This window comes from Streptomyces sp. NPDC027962 (assembly GCF_055566095.1).
The window spans coordinates 219,053-238,940 of sequence record NZ_JBVHTA010000002.1 but is presented as its reverse complement, the minus strand read 5'-3'; the positions used below and the strand labels follow the sequence as shown (position 1 = coordinate 238,940).

The 19,888-nt window shown below is 70.5% G+C and carries 13 protein-coding genes; 3 read left to right on the top strand and 10 right to left on the bottom strand.

All coding sequences use genetic code 11. The annotated features are described in order from the left end of the window. Window positions 1–39 precede the first annotated feature (39 nt). Complete coding sequence (locus ACZ4SA_RS02755) at window positions 40–1,185, top strand: acyl-CoA dehydrogenase family protein (RefSeq protein WP_468269067.1); 1,146 nt, start codon at window positions 40–42, stop codon at window positions 1,183–1,185. A gap of 54 nt (window positions 1,186–1,239) precedes the next feature. Beyond that, window positions 1,240–2,120, top strand: a protein-coding gene (locus tag ACZ4SA_RS02750) for an IS5 family transposase (RefSeq protein ID WP_468269064.1) whose coding sequence is annotated in 2 segments (ribosomal slippage) — window positions 1,240–1,600 and window positions 1,600–2,120 — 882 coding nt in all. Because the reading frame shifts where the segments join, the coding sequence is not laid out codon by codon here. 255 nt (window positions 2,121–2,375) lie between these two features. On the opposite strand, the gene ACZ4SA_RS02745 is transcribed toward ACZ4SA_RS02750, so the two are convergent. The 9 genes from ACZ4SA_RS02745 to ACZ4SA_RS02705 form a co-directional block, all read right to left on the bottom strand. Continuing rightward, window positions 2,376–2,720 (bottom strand): rhodanese-like domain-containing protein, encoded by a 345-nt coding sequence (locus tag ACZ4SA_RS02745; protein ID WP_468269061.1) that lies wholly within the window; start codon window positions 2,718–2,720, stop codon window positions 2,376–2,378. A 151-nt stretch (window positions 2,721–2,871) separates the two neighbouring features. After that, a complete protein-coding gene (locus ACZ4SA_RS02740; protein WP_468269059.1) occupies window positions 2,872–3,720 on the bottom strand; it encodes a J domain-containing protein in 849 nt (282 codons plus the stop codon). Between the two features lie 33 nt (window positions 3,721–3,753). Then, window positions 3,754–5,205 (bottom strand): DUF2252 domain-containing protein, encoded by a 1,452-nt coding sequence (locus ACZ4SA_RS02735; RefSeq protein WP_468269268.1) that lies wholly within the window; start codon window positions 5,203–5,205, stop codon window positions 3,754–3,756. A gap of 253 nt (window positions 5,206–5,458) precedes the next feature. Continuing rightward, on the bottom strand, window positions 5,459–6,775 hold the full coding sequence (locus ACZ4SA_RS02730) for a D-alanyl-D-alanine carboxypeptidase family protein (protein ID WP_468269056.1): 1,317 nt from the start codon (window positions 6,773–6,775) through the stop codon (window positions 5,459–5,461). Between the two features lie 146 nt (window positions 6,776–6,921). Continuing rightward, window positions 6,922–7,650, bottom strand: coding sequence for a polyamine aminopropyltransferase (locus ACZ4SA_RS02725; protein ID WP_468269053.1), 729 nt, complete (start codon window positions 7,648–7,650; stop codon window positions 6,922–6,924). A 154-nt stretch (window positions 7,651–7,804) separates the two neighbouring features. Beyond that, on the bottom strand, window positions 7,805–9,490 hold the full coding sequence (locus tag ACZ4SA_RS02720) for a ribonuclease J (protein ID WP_468269050.1): 1,686 nt from the start codon (window positions 9,488–9,490) through the stop codon (window positions 7,805–7,807). Window positions 9,491–9,862: 372 nt separating this feature from the next. Then, on the bottom strand, window positions 9,863–14,707 hold the full coding sequence (locus ACZ4SA_RS02715; protein ID WP_468269047.1) for a DNA repair ATPase: 4,845 nt from the start codon (window positions 14,705–14,707) through the stop codon (window positions 9,863–9,865). An 82-nt stretch (window positions 14,708–14,789) separates the two neighbouring features. Next, entirely contained in the window at window positions 14,790–16,835 is a 2,046-nt protein-coding gene (locus ACZ4SA_RS02710; RefSeq protein ID WP_468269044.1) for a flotillin family protein, read from the bottom strand. 49 nt (window positions 16,836–16,884) lie between these two features. Further along, entirely contained in the window at window positions 16,885–17,490 is a 606-nt protein-coding gene (locus ACZ4SA_RS02705) for a hypothetical protein (RefSeq protein WP_468269042.1), read from the bottom strand. Between the two features lie 238 nt (window positions 17,491–17,728). On the opposite strand from ACZ4SA_RS02705, the gene ACZ4SA_RS02700 reads away from it, so the two are divergent. Beyond that, a complete protein-coding gene (locus tag ACZ4SA_RS02700) occupies window positions 17,729–18,790 on the top strand; it encodes a PucR family transcriptional regulator (protein WP_468269039.1) in 1,062 nt (353 codons plus the stop codon). Window positions 18,791–18,912: 122 nt separating this feature from the next. Here the strand turns inward: ACZ4SA_RS02700 and ACZ4SA_RS02695 are convergent, their stop codons facing one another. Then, entirely contained in the window at window positions 18,913–19,605 is a 693-nt protein-coding gene (locus tag ACZ4SA_RS02695) for a response regulator (RefSeq protein ID WP_468269036.1), read from the bottom strand. Window positions 19,606–19,888 lie beyond the last annotated feature (283 nt).

The following is a 19,888-nucleotide window of genomic DNA, read 5'->3' as shown; positions in this document are numbered from 1 at the left end:
GCTCCGTCAGATCTGGCTGTGTCGTGGAAGGAGCGGGCTGTGGACTTCACCTTCACCCAGGAGCACCTGGCGGCCGTGGAGGCCGCAAAGGCGGTCTTCTCGTCGGTGGCACCCGACGCGGTGCCGAGCCCGGCGATGGCCGAGGCGGCGGTTGCCGACGAGTTCGACCGCTCGCTGTGGGCCCGGCTCGCGGACTCCGACCTGCTGAGCCTGGTTCTGCCGTCGGAGCACGACGGGGCCGGCCTCGACCCCGTCGCGCTCTGCCTGGTGCTGCGCGAAGCGGCGAAGGTGCTGGCGCGTGTGCCGTTGCTGGAGACGAGCGCGGTCGCCATGACCTTGGCGCGTTACGGCAGCGCCGAGCTCCGTGAGGCGGTCCTCTCCCGGATCGGACGCGGTGAGCTGGTCTTCACGGTCGGGGCCAACGGCCGCACCGGACACGATCCCGCCGAGCACGCCGTCACAGCACGCCGCTGCCCCGCCGGATCGACGGAGGGCTGGGTCCTCGACGGGGTGCAGACGGCAGTGCCGTGGGCCCAGTGCGCAGACCGTGTCGCAGTGCCGGCCCACACCGAGGACGGCCGGGCCGTCCTGGCTCTGGTGCCGAACGTCCACGACGGCGTCACCCTCTTCGACCAGGTCTCCACGAGCGGCGAGCTTCTCGCCGAGGTCCGGCTCGACACGGTACGGGTCGACGACCGGGATCTGATCGACGACGAGGAGGCCTGGGAGTGGCTCCGGGGACTGCTCGCCACGGGCACCTGTGCCCTGGCGCTCGGCCTCGGTGAACGGGTGCTGGCCATGACCGCCGATTACACCGGCAAGCGGGAGCAGTTCGGCTTTCCGGTCGCCACGTTCCAGGCTGTCGCCGTGCAAGCCGCCGATCGGTACATCGACCTGCGAGCCATGGAGGCCACGCTCTGGCAGGCCGCCTGGCGGATCGGCACCGGCGCCGGCGGGGCTCTGCCGCCCGCCGGCGACATCGCGGTGGCCAAGATCTGGGCGTCGGAGGGAGTGCGGCGGGTGGTGCAGACGGCTCAGCACCTGCACGGCGGCTTCGGCGCGGACATCGAGTACCCGCTGCACCGCTACCACGCCTGGGCCAAGCAGCTGGAGCTCTCCCTCGGCCCTGCCGCCGCCCACGAGGAGGCCCTGGGCGACCTGCTGGCCGCCCACCCGCTCGGCTAGGGCCTGTCCGGCGGATCTTTGAGTGATCTGACGCTCGTGGCCGTGTAGTTGGTCATGGGACGTGGTGATCTGACGAACGCGGAGTGGTCGCGCTTGAAGCCGCATCTGCCTGAGACCGGGCAGCGTGGCGGGAGGTGGGCCAGCCACCGCAAGGTGATCAACGGGATCCTCTTCCGTGAGCGCACGGGGGTACCGTGGCGGGACCTTCCCTCGCGTTTCGGCAGGTGGAAGACCGTCTACGAACGGCACCGGCGCTGGTCCGCGGACGGCACCTGGGACCAGATCCTCAAGGCCGTCCAGGCCGACGCCGACGTGGAAGGCCGGATCGACTGGAGCATGGTGAGTGTGGACTCGACCTCCTGCCGCGCTCACCAGCACGCCGCCGGGGCACGCAGGAAAGCACCGCGTGTCCCGAAAAAAGATCAACGCCCCGGCATCACCGCCCCGACGAGGGGCTCGGACGGTCCCGGGGCGGCCTGACCTCCAAGATCCACCTCGCCGGTGAAGGCGGACGCCGACCCCTTGCCCTGCTCATCACACCAGGCCAATGGGGCGATGCCCCGCAGCTCATCCCGGTCCTCGAACGTGTCCGCGTCCCCCGGCTGGCAGGCGGGCATCCACGCACCCGGCCGGATCATCTCGGCGGTGACAAGGCGTACTCGTCCCGGCGGAACCGGCGCTACCTGCGCAGACGCCAGATCAAGCACACCATCCCCGAGCCGAAGGACCAGCGGGCCAACCGCAGACGCCGCGGCAGCAAGGGCGGCAGGCCCACCGGCTTCGACAAGGACAGATACAAGCGCCGCAACGAAGTCGAGCGGACGATCAACCTGCTCAAAAGCTTCCGGGCCGTGGCGACGAGGTACGACAAGCGGGCGTATGTCTTCCACGGCACGGTCACCGTCGCAGCCATCCGCTTATGGCTCCGCACATGATCCGCCGGACAGGACCTAGGGCGTGTTTCGAAAGTAGCGTCGTCCGCCCGCAGGGCGGGGTCCGCGGCGTCTGGTGCGTGCAATCGCAAGGCGGAGGATCATCCTCGTACTGGACGTACCTGGATGACTCCGACAACGCAGCGAGTGTGCGTGCCAGGCGTCGTGGGCCAGGCGGGACTTTCGAAACACGCCCTAGTGCTGTGAGCCGGCGCGCGGCTCCCACAGCGCCACCGCAGCCTTCCCGCGTCGCTGCCGTCAGAGCACGAAGGCGGGGCTGCCGTCCTCGGTGACCATCGGGCGTCCGGCGCCGTCCCAGGCGAGCATTCCGCCGTCGATGTTCACGGCGTCGATGCCCTGCTGCACGAGGTACTGGGTGACCTGCGCGGACCGGCCCCCCACCCGGCACATCACATACGCGCGGCGCCCGTCGGTGACCGCCTCCGTGACCTCGCCGAAGCGGGCCACGAAGTCACTCATGGGGACGTGCAGCGCGCCGTCGACGTGTCCGGCCGCCCACTCGTCGGCCTCCCGCACGTCCAGCACCAGGCCGTCGGCCGGTACCGCCGCGGCTTCCACCGAGGGCAGCGGGGCGAAGTTCATGGGTGATGCCTTCTCTCGTACGTGTCTGTTCGTGTCGCGGCAGCCGCGGGTCCTACAGACGCCGCGCCGCCTGCAGAGAAGCGCGCCGCCTCACGAGGGGCACGCGCCCCGTCCGCCGGTCGGGCCCTGCGACCCGAGGGCCCCAGGCAACCTACTCCACCAGGGCGGCCAGTTCTGCCTCACGCTCGCCCACCTGTGCCAGCAGCTGCTCAGCGATCTCCTCCAGAAGACGGTCCGGGTCGTCCGGCGCCATCCGCAGCATCGCTCCGATGGCGCCTTCCTCCAGCTCCCGGGCCACCGCGGTCAGCAGTTCCTTGCGTTGCGCGAGCCACTCCAGCCGGGCGTACAGCTCCTCGCTCTCGCTGGGGCGCGGCGCGGCCGGCACCGGCCCGGCGGCCCATTCCTCCGCGAGTGCCTTGAGCTGCGCCGCGTCACCGAGCCCGTATGCGGCGTTCACCCGCGTGATGAACTCCTCGCGCCGCGCCCGCTCCGTCTCGTCCTGGGCCAGGTCGGGATGCGCCTTGCGGGCCAGCTCGCGGTAGAGCTTGCGTGCCTCTTCGCTGGGCCTGACCCGCCTCGGTGCCCGCACGGGCTGGTCGGTGAGCATCGCGGAGGCCTCGGGGGAGAGGCCCTCGGAGTCCATCCAGTCGTGGAACAGCTCGTCGACGCCGGGCATCGGCAGCACCATGGCCCGTGCCTCCTGCGCCTTGCGCAGGTCCTCGGGGTCGCCGCTGCGCGCCGCCCGCGCCTCGGCGATCTGGGCGTCGAGCTCGTCGAGGCGCGCGTACATCGGCCCGAGCTTCTGATGGTGCAGCCGGGAGAAGTTCTCCACCTCCACCCGGAACGTCTCCACCGCGATCTCGAACTCGATCAGCGCGTGCTCGGCCGCCCCCACAGCCTTGGCAAGGCGGGCCTCGGGCCGCGCCTGCTCGTCCTGGTCCGCTGCCTGCTGTGCGTCGTCGTTCCGGGTCGTCGGTCCCCCGGCGGCATCCTGAGTCACCGGTCCAGACTACGGGCGCTGCCGGGCTTGCTGTCACACGCCCAGTTCAGCGGCTATCCGGCCGTTCTTGACCGCCGTCAGCAGATCCGCGTGGTCGGCCTCCGTGCGGTCCGCGTACGCCACCGCGAACGTCGCCACAGCCTCCTCCAGCTCCTCGTTCTTGCCGCAGTATCCGGCGAGCAGCCGCGGGTCGGCGCTGTGGGCATGGGCCCGGGCCAGCAGGGCACCGGTCATCCGGCCGTAGTCGTCGAGCTGGTCGGCCGTGAGCGCCGCGGGGTCCACACTGCCCTTGCGGTTCCTGAACTGCCGGACCTGGAACGGGCGCCCCTCCACCGTCGTCCAGCCGAGCAGACTGTCGCTGACCACCTGCATGCGCTTCTGCCCGAGCACCACCCGCCGGCCCTCGTGCTCCACGTCCGGGACCTGGAAACCGGCGGCGGCCAGATGGGGCACCAGCGCCGAGGCCCGGGCCTCCTTCACCTGCAGCACCAGCGGATCGCCCCGGTGGTCGAGGAGCAGCACCACATACGACCGTGTTCCGACGCTTCCCGTCCCCACCACCCGGAAGGCGACGTCGTAAATCGCATAACGGGCGAGCAGCGGGAGCCTGTCCTCACCGACGGTCGCCAGATACGGCCCGAGCGAGGCGGCGACTGCCGCCGCCTCCGCGTCGGGCACCCGGCGCAGGACCGGCGGGGCGTCCACGAACCGGCGGCCACCCCCCTGTGGGTTGTCGCCGTCCGCCACGGCCTCCGTCGCCTTGGCGGCAAAGCGCGCGCTGGTGTTGTTGCGGGCCTTGGCCGCGACCCGCTCCAGCGTTCCCACCAGGTCCCGCGCGTCGGTGTACGAGACGAGTTCCTCGTCGGCCTTCGCGTTCCACGCCTCGATCGCGGGCAGCTTGGCCAGCAACCGCATGGTGCGCCGGTAGGCGCCCACGGTGTCGAACGCAGCCGCGCGGCAGATGTCCTCGTCGACACCCGCCACCCGTCCCGCCAGCACCAGGGACACCGCAAGGCGCTTGAGGTCCCACTCCCACGGGCCGACGACGGTTTCGTCGAAGTCGTTGAGATCGATGACGAGGTGGCCGCGGACGTCCCCGTACAGCCCGAAGTTCGCTGCGTGCGCGTCACCGCAGATCTGTGCGCTGATGCCGGTCACGGGCGTGCCCACCAGGTCGTGGCCCATCAGCCCGGCCGCGCCCCGCAGGAAGGCGAACGGCGAGGCCGCCATCCTGCCCACCCTTATCGGAGTGAGCCCCGGCACCCGTCCGCGGCTGGACTCTTCGACGGCCTGCACCGCATCGGGCCGCCCTGTCGTGAGCACCAGCGAGTCGTGCGCCGAGCGCGGTACCCGGCTGCGCAGGGCCTTGCCCGCGTTCTTCGGCGACCTGCCGGCGCCCGAGATCTCGGCACGGGACGCGAAGCCCGGCACCTCAGGGATACGTATGTCGCCGCCGGAACCGCCCCGGCCGGTGTCACCCTTCATACCGGCACCGCTCGCGCGGGAATCCAGCCGCTGCTCCGGCACCGGCGCTGCCGACTCGCTCATGCCCACTGCCTCCCCCGGCGCCTGTGGACGCCATGAACATCACGTGCTCACGACCGTACCGCCGGGCCCGCGCAGCCGTCTCCCCCGAGGAAGCGGAAACGATCTCCATCCGCGGGTGTTCCACGTGAAACATCGCGTGTGCTCACAGATGCGCGCGGGCTTGCAGACCCGTGTGCGGAGTCACGTGCGCTCACAGGTCCGCAGCACGCCGGCGGAGCCGAAGCCGCAGCCGCCGCACCATGACAGAGGCCGCCCTGCGGGCAGGAACAATCCGGCCCCACGGCACCGGGGCGCGGTTCCTGCGCACCACGATGAGGCCCGCGGTCAGGAACGCGGCCGCGACGACGCCGCCGGTCCAGACGTATGCGCTCCCGCTCCCGTCCTCGTACTCCCCGCCCCCCGGCGGAGGTTCCGGTGCCGGCAGCGGCTCCGGTGCGACGGGTCGCGGTCCGGCATGGGGAATCACCTGCCGCGCGGGGGGATCCGCGCGGGTCTCGGGCGGCTGCAGTGAATCCACGGGGCTGACGTGATCCGCAGCGTCGAAGCCCCAGTCGAGCAGGTCCCGCGCCTCCCCGTACAAGGCTTGGCCGCCGGTTTGCTGAGGGTTCATCACCGTCACCAGGATCGTGCGGCCGTCGCGGCGGGCCGCGGCGATCAGCGTGTGACCGGCCTCGGTCGTGTAGCCGTTCTTGATGCCGATCAGGCCCGGATAGGCCTCGACCCCGCCCGCTCCGGTCAGCAGCCGGTTGGTGTTGAGGATGCCGTATGTCCAGGTCGGCGTCCCGTCGCTGTCGGTGTCGCCGGGGAACTGGGCGTCGACGGTCGACGCGTAGTCGGCGAACTCCGGGATCGCCAGCCCGGCCCGTCCGAAGACGGCCAGGTCGTACGCCGAGGAGACCTGGCCCGGGGCGTCGTAGCCGTCCGGCGAGACGACTTTGGTGTCCAGCGCGCCCAGACTGCGGGCCTTGTCCTGCATCTGGTCGGCGGTCTCCTCCCAGCCTCCGTTCATCTCGGCCAGTACGTGCACCGCGTCGTTGCCCGAGCTGAGGAAGACGCCCCGCCACAGGTCGGCCACCCGGTAGGTATTGCCGGGGGCGACGCCCACCAGGCTGCTGCCCTCACCCACGGTGGCGAGTTCGTCGCCGGTGACCGTGTGCATGTCCGTCCCGGAAAGCCCGGGCAGCGCGGTCAGGGCGAACAGGGTCTTCATCGTGCTGGCCGGCGGCAACGGCCGGTGTGCGTCGTGAGCGGCCAGGACATCGCCGGACTCCGCATCGGCCACCAGCCACGACAGAGCGGACACGTCGTCCGGCAGATCGGGCGCCCCGTCGCGCAGCTCCACGTGCGTCCCCGGCTCGTCCAGCCGTGACGAGCCGGAGGACGCCGATCGGGGAGGAGGGTCGTCCAGCGGGGCCGCCGCAACGGGAGCCGGGAGGAGGGTAAGGGCGCCGGCCATGAAAACCGCGGCGCCGCAGAGAGCCATCCTGGAAACAGGTCTGATGATCATTCAGTCAGCGTAAAAATGGGTCCCGCTCCCCGCAGCGCTGCTGAGCCGACCGGCCCAACTCGAGGCGGTGACCGGCCCGACCGAGGCGGATACCCAGCGCTCCCGAGCGACCGGCCCAGCCCGAGGCGGACGCGCCGCCCCGGCTCTCAGCCCGTTCCCTTCCTCCTCGCCAGGTAGACGGTGTTGGCCGCAGTCGCCTGCTGCAAGGGGTTGTCGAACTCGACGACGTGGGCTTCGGATTCCGCGAAGACCTGGCCGAGCACGGCGGTGAATTCCTCGTCCGGCGGGTCGTTCGACCACAGGGCGAAGACGCCGTCGGGGTGAAGGCGGCCGGCCAACGCCTCCAGTCCGGCGGGCCGGTAGAGCGAAGCGTGGCTCGGGTGCAGCACATGACGGGGCGAGTGGTCGACGTCGAGCAGAACGGCGTGGAAACGGCGGCCGGGCTCTTCGGGATCCAGCCCGCGCGCGTCGTCCACGGCGGCGAAGAAGTCGCCGTGGACCAGCCGGCAGCGGGGGTCGGACACCAGCCCGGCACCCAGCGGCACCAGCTCCCGCTTGTGCCACTCGATCACCTCACCGAGCGCCTCCACGACGATCAGGGAACGCACCCGCGGGTCGTCCAGCGCTGTTCGCGCCGTGTAGCCAAGGCCAAGGCCCCCGACAGCGACGTCCAGTTCGGCGACGGCGGGCAGCATCGCCAGGCCGAACCGGGCCAGTGCGATCTCCCCTGCTGTGAAGAGGCTCGACATCAGGAACTCGTCCCCGAGCTTCACCTCGTAGACGTCCTCGCCCGACGCCGGGTCCCGCCGACGCCGCAGGCTGATGTCGCCCATCGGGGTAGGACGCCAGTCGATCTCCTCGAAACGCCGGCTCATCCGTTCGCCCTTCCGCTGTCGTCGAGTGTCAGGCGTCAGGTCTCACGCCTCGGGTGCAGGCGTCAGTCTCACGCCTCGGGTGTCACGCGTCGGGCGTCGCGCCTCGAGCCGCCCCGGATGTCACGGCGTCAGGCGCAGGGGGCCTCAGGCGTCGTCAGGCGTCGATGATCACGGGGATGATGAGCGGCTTCCGGCGGTAGGTACGGAACGCCCAGGCGGCCACTGCGCGGGCGATCAGCTGTTCGAGCTGGTGGGCATCGCCGACGCCTTCCTCGGCCGCGGTGGCCAGGGTCTTCTCGATCACCGGGATGACCGGCTCGAACGTGGTGTCGTCGTGCACGAATCCCCGGGCCAGGAAGTCCGGTGTCTCCGCGAGGGCTCCGGTGTCGGCATCGACGATGGCGACCACGGTGACGACGCCTTCCTCGGCCAGGGTGAGGCGGTCCTTCAGGGACGCCTCGGTGGCACCGCCGACCGTCATGCCGTCGACATAGACATTGCCCGCAGGCACCTTGCCGGTGATCGAGGCGCGCCCGTCGACCAGGTCGACGACGACGCCGTCCTCGGCGATCACCACCCGGTCCGGGTCGACGCCGGTACGGATCGCCAGATCGCCGTTGGCTCGCAGGTGGCGCCATTCGCCGTGCACGGGCATGACGTTGCGCGGCTTGACGATGTTGTAGCAGTAGACGAGTTCGCCGGCGCTGGCGTGGCCGGAGACATGCACCTTGGCGTTGCCCTTGTGGACGACGTTGGCGCCCCAGCGGGTCAGGCCGTTGATCACCCGGTAGATGGCGTTCTCGTTGCCCGGGATCAGGGAGCTCGCCAGCAGGACCGTGTCGCCCTTGCCGATACGGATCACGTGGTCGCGGTTGGCCATCCGGGAGAGCGCGGCCATCGGCTCGCCCTGCGATCCGGTGCACACCAGGGCGATCTTGTGGTCCGGCAGCTTCTCCATTTCCTTCATGCTGACCACCAGGCCGGAGGGCACCTTCAGGTAGCCGAGCTCGCGCGCGATCCCCATGTTGCGGACCATCGACCGCCCCACGAAGGCGACCTTGCGTCCGTGCTGATGAGCGGCGTCCAGCACCTGCTGGATGCGGTGCACATGGCTGGCGAAACTGGAGACGATGACCCGCCGCGGGGCGGTGCGCAGGACCTGCTCGATCGCGGGGTTCAACTCGCGCTCGGAGGTGGTGAAGCCGGGCACCTCGGCGTTGGTGGAGTCGGTGAGGAACAGGTCCACGCCCTCCTCCCCGAGCCGGGCGAACGCACGCAGGTCGGTGATGCGCTCGTCCAGGGGGAACTGGTCCATCTTGAAGTCACCCGTGTGCAGCACCATGCCGGCACCCGTGCGGATGGCGACTGCGAGCCCGTCCGGGATCGAGTGGTTGACGGCGACGAACTCGCAGTCGAAGGGACCGAATCCCCGCCGGTCGCCCTCCCGCACCCGCACCGTGCGCGGTCTGATTCCGTGCTCCTTCAGCTTGGCCTCCAGGAAGGCCAGCGTCAGTTTGGAACCGACGACGGGAATGTCGTTCCGCTCACGCAGCAGATAGGGGACGCCACCGATGTGGTCCTCGTGGCCATGGGTCAGGACCACGGCCACGATGTCGTCGAGGCGGTCCCGGATCGAGGTGAAGTCGGGAAGGATCACGTCGACCCCGGGCTGTGTCTCCTCGGGGAACAACACACCGCAGTCGACGATGAGCAGCTTGCCCGCGTGCTCGAAGACGGTCATGTTGCGACCGATCTCGCCCAGGCCGCCCAGTGCGACGACCCTCAGTCCTCCTGCGGGCAGCGGAGGAGCGGCTTTCAATTCGGGATGTGGATGACTCATACCCTGACGCTACCGAAGAGTCCTGCGTCATGATCCCCTCTGCTCCTCCGGCCGTTTTACGCGGCAGACACCGCTGTGCGCCCGGTCGGGCCGGCGGCTGCGGAGACCCTCCCTCCCAGCAGGTCGCCCATCTCGTCCAGCGAGTTGCTGTGCGGTCGTGGCCATGTACGACCGTCTCCGCCACGTCGAGCTCCACCGCATGAAGCGGCGCGGCCACGAAAGGCCGGAAGCGACCGTACACATGTGACGGTAATCACAGAATCCGGCACCCGTTTACCTGCGCTTCACATGCCGCAAACCGCACCCTTCACTCGCGGTGGTGTCTCGGAGCAACGACCGGTCTTCCCGGCGCATCTGTCCGCGGGCGATGTGTCATCGGTCCGTGGCGCCTTCCGGGCGGGCCGCGTGTCGGGCAGGTGGGCGGCTGAGCATGTGGCGGGGATCCGCGGCGCGTGCGATCGCCGTCTCGACGGCCGCGATCCGGTCGGCCAGCAGGCCGAGGGCGGCGACCGCCCGGCCGATGGCGTCGTCGCCGGAGCCGCCGAGGGCCTGGGCCCGGGTGTACGCCGCGGTGACGGCCGCCCAGCGGTCGGCCTGGCCCTCGGTGAGTTCGCCGCGCAGGGTGGCCAGCTTCAGCAGGTTGGCCTCGGCTCCGGTGGTGAGGGTCTGGGCCTCGCCGGCGTAGTGGTCATCGATCACGGCGGCGAGTTCCGCCTCGTTCATGGCCGGGGAGATACGTGCCGCGATCTTGTTCATGTTGCGGTAGGAGCCCTGGAGCTGGAAGGGGGGTTCGGTGCGGGTGACCTCGCTCTGGCCGGCGGAGGCGATGTACGCCTCGTTGACCGCGAGGACCGTCTCACGGGCCGTCAGCAGGTGGCGCAGCACCGCGAGGAGCCGGTCGAGTTCGGCGGGTGCGTAGGAGTGGGTGAGCCGGTCCGGGTGGGTTGAGGCGTCGCTGGTGGCCAGCCGTACCAGTAGCTCCAGGTCGGTGCGGTCACGTCCGGCCAGGGGGGCGAGGACCGGGTTCGAGGTGAGGGCGTTCTCGACGAAGCTGAACGCGAAGGCGTCCTGCTTGCCGGTCAGGACGTCGCCGAGGTTCCACACATCGGCGCGGTTGGCGAGCATGTCGGGGATGCGGAAGCGCTGCCCCGCCTCGGTGTAGGGGTTTCCGGCCATGCAGACGGCGAAGCGCTTGCCGCGCAGGTCGTGGCCGTTCAGGGTGCGGGTGGCGTCGCACAGGGGGATGAACTTCTGCAGCAGTTCCGGTGAGGTGTGCTGGATGTCGTCGAGGTACAGCAGGACGTTGTTGCCCGCCTCCAGCGCGAAGTTGATCTTCTCGATCTCCTGGCGGGCGGTTGCGTTCGGCGCCTCCTTGGGGTCGAGGGAGGTGACGCCGTGCCCGAGGGCCGGTCCGTCGACCTTGACCAGGAGGAGGCCGAGGCGGTCGGCGACGTACTCCATCAGGGTCGTCTTGCCGTAGCCGGGCGGCGAGACGAGCAGCAGCAGACCGTGCTGGTCGGTCCGCTTGCCGTCCCCGGCGGCGCCGATCTGTTTGGCCAGGTTGTCGCCGACGAGCGGCAGGTACACCTCGTCGACGAGGCGGCCCCGTACGAACGAGGACATGACGCGCGGCCGGTACTCGTCGAGGCGCAGCCGTCGGCGCTCGGCCGCGACGAGTGTGCTTCTGTGCCGCTGGTACGCCCGGAAGCCGGGTACCACCCGCTCGTCGAAGTCCCCGGTCCTGGCCAGGAACTCGTCGAGGCGCAGGCGCAAGCCCCGGCGGTCGATCCTCGGGTGTGCGCCGAGCAGTGGCTCCACCCGGGTGGCGAGGGCCCCGTCCAGGTCGTGGCGGTCCAGGTCCGGGCAGGTCTCGATGGCCACGGCTTCGGCCAGGTCCCCGTCGTCGATGTCCTCGCCGCAGGAAGCGGCGTACGAGACGAGCCAGCCCTCCACCAGCCGCTGCGCGGAGGCCAGGTCACCGTCTGCGAGCCGGGTGCGCACGTCCTCGGCGTACGGCGAGGAGCCCACCGCCCGGCGGAACTTGTCGAGCAGGGTGCGGGCCGCGGGACCCGTCGCGAAGGTCTCGCCGGTCGCCAGCTCCTCGACGAGGTATTCGGCGGCGCGGCCGGACAGTGATCCGGCCCGGGCCAGCTCGGTGCGCAGCACGCCGAGTGCCGGGACCGATCCGAACGTCTCCCTGGCCCGCACCAGCGAGGCGGCTTCGCCGGCCCACGCCGCCCGGGTCTCAGGGGTGGTGCAGTGGGCCCAGAAGAGCTGGGCGGCGGCGCGGTCGGCTGCCGGGTAGCGCAGCAGTCCGGCCTGCTCGTGCAGGGCCAGCAGGGCGGAGATGATGGCCGTCGCGTCGTGGTCGTGGACGCCGCGCTCGTACCCCTCGTCGTACGCGGCTTCAGCTGCCTCCCGCACGAGCGTCGCCAGATCCGCTTCCGCCAGAGCTTCCGCTCCGTGCTCGGCAAGCAGCCGCGCGGCGAGGTACTCCGCCCGGTAGACCTCCGCGTTCTCGGAGGGCAGGAGCTGGTCCCAGTAGGCGGTGGTGTCCGCGAAGTCCGGATCGGTGACCGGGCGGCGGTAGTCCGTGCCCGTGAGGGCGAAGGCCATTCCGCCGTCCGCTCCCGGTACGACCGTGAGCTCGGGGGCCCGGGTGTTGACGGCGAACCGGTGGGCGCCGAGGCGGATGGTGTCGCCGCCGTCCTCGAACATCTCGGTACGGTCCCGCAGCGCCCGGCCGGCTTCCTGGCGGGCGGCCTTCAGCCGTCCCTCCAGCTCCTCCGCACGCACCTGGTCGCCGAGATCCCGCAGCTCGTCGGCGGTACGGCGGACCTTCGCGGCCATGGGATCGGAGGCGAAGTAGGTGTTGACCGCGTCCAGGCTGTCCAGCCCGGCGGCCCGGCGGGTGATCGTCTCCAGGACCCGCTCGGCCGAGGCCGCGAGGCGCTCGGCGCGGCGGGCGCGAGCGTCCTGGAGCGTCTGCCTGCGGCCGGAGAACGCGTCGTGGACCTCGGTGCGCTTGGCGGCGATCTCGGTGAGGAAGCCGTCGTGGTCGGCGAAGCGCGACTCCAGCGTGTCCAGTCGGAGCAGCAGCCGGGCCAACTGGTCGTCGCAGGTCTCCGGGGTGTCCGCCGCGGCCAGCGCGCCGGTGACCGCTTGGGCGAGCAGCGCGAACTCCGCGGCGAATTCCGCCCGCCCCTCCTGGTCGAGGAGGTCACGGCGCCGGGCGACCAGGGTCGCGCGGGCCCGGTTCAGCCCGCCCAGCACCTCGGCGATCCGTTCCATGATGGCGGTGCGCACCGTCGCGTCGCCGATGTCCAGGCCGGCGACGACCTCGGTGAGGCTCTGGAGGCCGAAGACCTGCTCGTCGAGTCGCTCGGTGACCGGGAGCGCCCCGGCGGCGGTGGTGATCTCGCCGGCAGCCGTCGTGAGCCGCTCCACTTCCGCGTGGTGGGCGGCGAAGGCGTCGTCGCGGTGGAGGAAGGCCACGGCCCGCCGCGCGGTGGAGACGATGTGGGTCTCCGCGTCCTGCGCGAGCGCGTCGACGGCCTGCGTGTCCGCGTACCGCATCTCCTTCAGGGTCACCAGGCGGCCCTGCGCCCGGCGCAGTGCGGTGATGCGCTCGATCCACTCCTCGGCGGTGGCGGGGGCCTCTCCGCGCACCCGCCTCACCAGGCGCCGAAGGTCCTCCGCCGCCTCCGCGAGCGCTTCGGCCGCCTGCTTGGTCAGTGACTGTACGGACGCGAACTCCGCCAGCACCTGCTCGGCTGTGGTCCGCACCTCGTCCAGCGGGGTGCGCAGGTCGCCGGCCTCCTGGTCGCCGAGCCAGTGGTAGCGGTCGGCGGCCCGGGCGCAGGCGGCAACCAGCGCTTCGTACAGCTCGGCCGTGGCGGCGGTCTCGGCGGCCTGTCGGGCGACGGCGAGGCAGTCCGAGATGCCGCGCACGAGGTCGGCGTTGCCCATGCGGGTGAGTACTCCACCGTCCGCCGGGGCGGTGAAGGTATCGGAGAGGTACGGGGTTCGCCACACCTGGACCGGGTGCACGCGTGCGGGCTGGTCCGATTCGGTGCGCAGGACCGTGAGGATCCCGTCGTCGAAGAGGGCGTAGCCCCGGCAGGCCAGGGGTGGAGCGACCTCCTTGCGGATGAGGTTGTAGGAGAGCAGCAGGGTGCGGCCCGTCGTCCGGGCGTGGAACGCGAACAGCACGTCCTCGCCGTTGGGCGAGCGGACGGCCCTTTCGAACTCCATGCCGGAGGTGTCGGTGTCGAAGGTCTTCACCCCGCCGGCGGCCAGGCAGTAGCCGCCGGGGAAGACGACGCCCTGGTCGTCGGGGAGCCGGCGGCAGGACTGGCCGATGCCGTCCAGCCGGACCACGGTCTTCGTGAGCGTATGGAAGACCAGGTACCGCCAGGCGTCCTCCTTGTAGGGCCGGACCCGCAGCAGGAGCAGGGCGCCGATGACCGCGTACGCCACGTCGGCGTCCGCCAGGGACTGCAGCGGCTCGTCGACCGGCTCGCTGTGGATGCCCTCGTCGGTCTCGGTGTCGTCCTCGGTCTTCACGGTGAGTGTCCCGCCGACCGTCGAGACGTAGACCGTGCCGTCGGCGACGGCGATGTGCGGGTGGCGACCGAGGACGTGGTCGTCGCGGGTCGCCGCCGTCCACGTGAAGTCGTAAGGGTCGGGGAAAACGTGGTCACGTTCGCCCCGGGCGTCGAGGAACCGCACCTCGCCCGACGGGTGCAGTGCCCAGCGCAGGACCCGGATGTCGTCGGCCTGCTCCCCGGTCCGGAAGACGGCGAGCAGCTTGCCCTCCACCCGGCGGAGCCGGAGGAGCCGCGCACCCTGGAAGTAGCGGTGCAGCTCCGCCGATTCGCGCACGAAGGCCGGATCATCGAGCAGTCCGGGAACCGCGTCGTCCGGAAGGCGGTTCATGTCGCGGTCGTAGAGCCCGAGGGCATCGGTTGCCGGGGCCTCGTGGCCCACGAGCAGCGCGTCGGCCACAGCCACGATGTCGCGGGCTACGACGCTGTGTTCGGTACGGATGTGCTCGGTGCCGGTCAGGGCGAGTTCAGAGCCGCCGAAAGCCTCCACACGTGCGCTGTTGAGGGCGTCGGCCCGCCGGGCCAGCTCGGCGGCCCGATCAGCGAGGCGGTCCCGCAGCACCTCGTACGTACCGGCGTCCAGACCGCTCCCTGTACCGGTCCCTGTCACTGTCCCGCTCCCTCGTATCGGTGAATGGCTCCGGAGCTGCCGCCCCCCGCGCGGCAGCTCCGGCAGATGTGGAACCCGATGGTCAGCTCTTCGCGGTGCCGTTCAGGCCGGCGAGCTCGGCTACCGGCATGTCCGCCAGGCCCAGCTGCCGCGCCTTGCCGATCAGCTCGTCGAGCTGTCCGGACCCGGCAGGCATGAGCTTCATCAGCAGCGCCGACACCGTCAGGTTCTGCACGTCGGCGGTGGACACCGAGCCCAGCACCTTCGTCAGGTCCTCGGTGAAGGAGGCGGAACCGTCCAGCCACGGTCCGGCGAGCGCCTGCGCGGTCCGCGAGCTGTCCATGAATCCGTCGACGCTCTTGCCGAGCGAGATGGACTGCACAAGGCGGTCGAAGAAGACGGACTCTCCGCCGACGATGTTGATGTCGGCGTTCTCCAGGCCGGTGGCGAGCACCGTGGCCTGTGCCTCGGCGATCTGCCGCTGGACGTCGAGCCCGGCGAGCCGGATGTCCTTCTCCGCCTCCAGGCGCAGCCGGTACTCCTCGTGCGTGCGGGACGCCTCGTCCAGTGCCGCCATGGCGGCGGCCTTCTCGGTGAGGCCCGCGGCCTCGGCCTTGAGCTTCTCCCCGATGGCGGTGGCCTCCGCGAGGGCCTTTTCGCGGGTACCGGCGGCCTCGGCGCGCAGCCGTGCCTCGGTCGCGCCGGCCTCGGCGAGGCCCGCCTTCTCGATGGCGTCCGCTTCCTTCTCGCGGACCTGGACGGCGGCGAGCCCCTCGGCGGCGGCTTCGGCCTGGATGCCCTCGGCGAGGCGGATCTTGGCGCGGGCGTCCATGTCGGCGGTCTTGTTGCGGGCCTCGGCGAGGGTGAGTTCCTCGGCTGCCCGGTGGATCGCGGCCTGCTCGGCGGCCTCGGCCGCCTTGATGTCCTTGACCAGTTGCTCCTGCGCCTCGGCCTCTGCGGCGATGACGACGGCCTGCCGGTTGCGCTCCGCCTCCTCGACGGCACGCAGCTTCTTGATGGACTCCTCCTGCTCGGCAACCGTGCGGTCCACCGCGACCCGCTCCCGGATGACCTCGGCGATCTCGCGGCGCTCCCCCTCGACCTCCTTCTCGGCGGAGATGCGGGTGAGTTCGGTCTCCCGGTCGCGGGCGATGACTTCGAGCAGCCGGTCCTTCTCGATGCGCTCGTTCTCGATGGCGATGACCCGCTCGCGGTTCTTCTGCGCGACGGCCACCTCGCGGGCCTGGTTCTCCCGCTGGACGCCGAGCTGCTCCTCGGTCTTCAGGAAGGCGCTCTGGGCACGCAGCCGCTCCTCCTCGACCACCCGGGCGGTCTCTGCCTCCTCGCGGGCCCGTACGGTCTCGATCTCCCGCTTCTGCTTGGTCTCGGCGTCCACCTGACGGCGCTCCAGCTCCAGGATGGCTTCGCGGGCGTCGACGTTCTGGCGGGTGATCTCCTTCTCCTCCGTGCGCTGGAACTCGTTGGTGCGCACGTGCTCGACGGCGGTCAGCTCGGTGATCTTCCGGATGCCCTGTGCGTCGAGGATGTTGGAGGCGTCCAGCTGTGCGAGCGGCGTCTGCTCCAGGTAGTCGATCGCCGCGTCCTCGAGGCTGTAGCCGTTCAGATCGGTGCCGATGACCTGGATGATCCGGTCCCGGAACTCGTCCCGCTTCGTGTAGAGGTCCGTGAAGTCGAGCTGCTTGCCGACCGTCTTGAGGGCCTCGGAGAACTTGGCGTTGAACAGCTCCTGCAGCGTGGCCTTGTCACTGGCCCGCGTCGTACCGATGGCCTGGGCGACCTTGATGACGTCCTCGACGGTCTTGTTGACCCGTACGAAGAACGAGATGCGGATGTCGGCGCGGATGTTGTCGCGGCAGATCAGGCCGTCGCGGCCGGTCCTGCTGATGTCGATGGTCTTCACCGAGATGTCCATGACCTCGGCCTTGTGCAGGACGGGCAGGACGACTTGGCCGGTGAAGGTGACGTCGACCTTCCGCATCTTCGACACGATCAGTGCCTTGCCCTGTTCCACCTTGCGGAACAGCCGGCTGATCACGAACAGCAAGGCGATGGCGATGAGCAGGACAACGGCGACGAGCACGCCGATACCCCAGGTGATGGCATCCATGAGCAATCCCCGGATCGAAGGGTGGGAGCTGAAGTGGGAGGGCGGTGGGTCAGCCGCGGGGGTCCAGCGCCTTGTCGAACGGCGCGACCCAGAAGAACTCTCCGGCGTCGTCGTACGCGTACAGCAGCCCGGTGCTGCCGAGTTCCAACCGGGCACCGTCGTTCTGACGGACCTGGACGACGGCGGCTGAGCCGTCCCGGGCCGTGACTTCCGCCTGACCGAAGTTCGCGTCCACCCGCCCTGTGCGGATGGTGCAGGTCAGGCCGACGAAGTCCTGCCGAGACGGCCCGGGTTCATCAGGGAAGAGCTTGGCCAGTGGCCGCCGGAACACGCGGGTCAGCCGCCAGGAACCGACGAGGGAGGCGAACAGCACGAGGACACCGAGCACGTCGACCAGGGCGTCGGGCCACCCTGTGAGGGAGAGGAGCACGGACCCGGTGACGCTGAAGAACCAGGACAGGGCGATCAGCAGTGAGGCCGACACCGAGACGGGGACTCCGCCGAGGCCCAGGGCGCTGCTGTCCACGTCCGCGTCGAAGCTGTCCGGGTCGGCTCCGCCGACCAGCACCAGCATCCAGAAGCCGATGACGACCGCGAGGGCTGCGGTGAACAGCACAGCGGGGAAGGTTGCGGTGGCGTGCAGGAACTCGCCCATGTCTCTACCCCCTTGTTCTGTGGCAGCGGCGTGCTGCTTTCCGTGCTCCGGCATGTGTCCCGTTCACCAGGCCCCGGCCAGCTCATGCTGACAGGACGGCACGCCTTCCCGCATTGCCGTCAACCGGCAATCATTACGCTCTCTTGATGCCGGTGGCCGCCCCCCGGCATCCGCATGCCACCCTTGACGTTGACGCGTCAGAAAGACGTCATCTGCGCGTCAGGAACGGGGAGGGGTCATGGCGGAGCGGGACACGGCCGACGAGTATCTACAGGGGTATGCCCAGACCCTGGCCGGCGCCTGTGCCACCGGCAGAAAGCTGACCCGGGACGAGCTCGAAGCGCTGCGGGCCCAGGGCGAGCGGGCAGCCGAGGCCGGCCTTGGACTGCGGCTGATGGTCCGCGCCCATCTGTCCGCCGCCCAGGTCGTCCACGCGGATGTGCGTGGCGCGGCCGCCGACCGCCTTCTCGCGGCGGTCGAGCAGGCGGTGGACGCCTTCGCGGAAGGCCACGAGCGGGCGCAGCGGCTCGCGATCCGCCAGCAGGAGGCCTCGCGGCGCGAGTTCATCGACGACCTGCTCCACGGTCGCAGCGATCCGGGTCGGCTCGCGGAACGGGCGGCGCGTTTCGGGCTGTTGCTGTCCCACGCCCACGCGGTCGCCGTCGCAGAGGGTCCGGAGCCGTACGACGACGGGTACTCCGTCACCCGCGGCATCGAATCGGCCCTCACGTCCCGCTTCGGTGGCCGCCGGATCCTTCTGACCACGAAGAACGGCCGGCTGATCTGTATCGCCCCCGGTGACCAGGGCGACGTCCTTTCGTTCTTCGCCAAGCAGGCGTACGCCGCGACCGACGGCGGGCGTGTGGCGGTCGGCCGCCCCCATCCGGGCGTCGGCGGTGTCGTCCACTCCTACGAAGAGGCGCTCAACGCCCTGGACCTGGCCACCCGCATGCACCTGGACGACCCGGTGCTGTACGCGGGGGACCTCCTGGTCTACCCGGTGCTCACCCGCGACCGACAGGCGATGGCCGACCTGGTGCGTACCGTCCTCGGCCCGCTCGAGCAGGCCCGGGGTGGCGCCCGGCCGCTGATCGACACCCTCGCCGCGTACTTCGACACCGGCTGCGTAGCGGCCGAGGCCGCGCGGCGGCTGTCGCTGAGCGTGCGGGCGATGACCTACCGGCTGGAGCGGATCCACCAGCTGACGGACGCCGACCCCGGCGACCCCGTCGACCGCTACACCCTCCAGACGGCGGTCATCGGGGCCCGCCTGCTGGACTGGCCGGATCAGCCGCTCTGAGGTTCACCGGTGCCCGGTGCGCGCACCGGGCACCGGGCACACAGCCGAAGATCTTGAAAGGACAGGGTCCGCTCCGTGACTCGCCGCTCGGGGGTGGTACGCGGCGGCCGGCCTGATGCAGCTCAGTGCTGCTGCTCTTCGTGTTCGTGAACCTGGGCAGCTATGACCGCCGCCTGTACCCGTCGCTCGACACCGAGTTTGGACAGCAGTCGTGAGATGTGGTTCTTCACCGTCTTCTCCGACAGGTAGAGACGCTTACCGATCTGGCTGTTGGTCAGGCCTTCACCCACCAGGTCCAGGACAGCGCGTTCCCGCTCCGACAGGACGGCCAGCCGCTCGTCCTCTTCGTGATGCGGCGCAGCGGGGCCACGCAGTGAGTGCATCAGTCGAGCGGTGGTTGCGGGGTCCAGCATGGATTGCCCTGCTGCGACCGTACGGATCGCCGCGACCAGGTCGGTTCCCTTGATCTGTTTCAGCACATAGCCGGCGGCCCCCGCCATGATTGCGTCGAGCAGGGCTTCCTCGTCGTCGAAGGACGTCAGCATCAGGCAGGCAAGGCCGGGCATTCGGTCGCGGAGCTCGCGGCACACCGTGATGCCGTCACTGTCCGGCAGGCGCACGTCGAGGACGGCCACGTGCGGGCGCAGTGCCGGTCCTCGGGCGAGCGCCTGAGCGGCGGAGGCGGCCTCTCCCACCACCTCGATGTCCGGCTCGGCGTCGAGCAGGTCGGTGACGCCTCGGCGTACCACTTCGTGGTCGTCCAGGAGGAAGACTCTGATGGGCGACTGCGCGGCAAAGACCGGTGCCTCGGTCATCTCGGCTCCCAGGGGATCGGGCCCATGATTCGATCGTGGACCTGTCGGCTCCGTACCGCCAGGGCCGAACGGGCCCTGTCCCTGTCGCGTTCCCGTCCGGCGTAAGGCGGTATCAGCCCGAGGTCCCGCGCAGAGGCCGGTCCTGCCGGCTCTCGACCTGGAATCGGGGCACGATGAGCTGATCAGTGAACTGATCGGTCTTGCCGCCGCAGTGCCGGATGTGAGCAGAAGGCCAAGGACACCGAGAGCCGGGGGTCCTACGGTAGAAAGTGGTGAAGGCCGC

Coding starts and splice junctions, on each gene's coding strand:
- ACZ4SA_RS02745 (WP_468269061.1), bottom strand. CDS start 2,720: ATGAACTTCGCCCCGCTGCCCTCGGTGGAAGCCGCGGCGGTACCGGCC.
- ACZ4SA_RS02735 (WP_468269268.1), bottom strand. CDS start 5,205: ATGAAGGGTGACACCGGCCGGGGCGGTTCCGGCGGCGACATACGTATC.
- ACZ4SA_RS02730 (WP_468269056.1), bottom strand. CDS start 6,775: ATGATCATCAGACCTGTTTCCAGGATGGCTCTCTGCGGCGCCGCGGTT.
- ACZ4SA_RS02725 (WP_468269053.1), bottom strand. CDS start 7,650: ATGAGCCGGCGTTTCGAGGAGATCGACTGGCGTCCTACCCCGATGGGC.
- ACZ4SA_RS02720 (WP_468269050.1), bottom strand. CDS start 9,490: ATGAGTCATCCACATCCCGAATTGAAAGCCGCTCCTCCGCTGCCCGCA.
- ACZ4SA_RS02710 (WP_468269044.1), bottom strand. CDS start 16,835: ATGGATGCCATCACCTGGGGTATCGGCGTGCTCGTCGCCGTTGTCCTG.
- ACZ4SA_RS02705 (WP_468269042.1), bottom strand. CDS start 17,490: ATGGGCGAGTTCCTGCACGCCACCGCAACCTTCCCCGCTGTGCTGTTC.
- ACZ4SA_RS02700 (WP_468269039.1), top strand. CDS start 17,729: ATGGCGGAGCGGGACACGGCCGACGAGTATCTACAGGGGTATGCCCAG.
- ACZ4SA_RS02695 (WP_468269036.1), bottom strand. CDS start 19,605: ATGACCGAGGCACCGGTCTTTGCCGCGCAGTCGCCCATCAGAGTCTTC.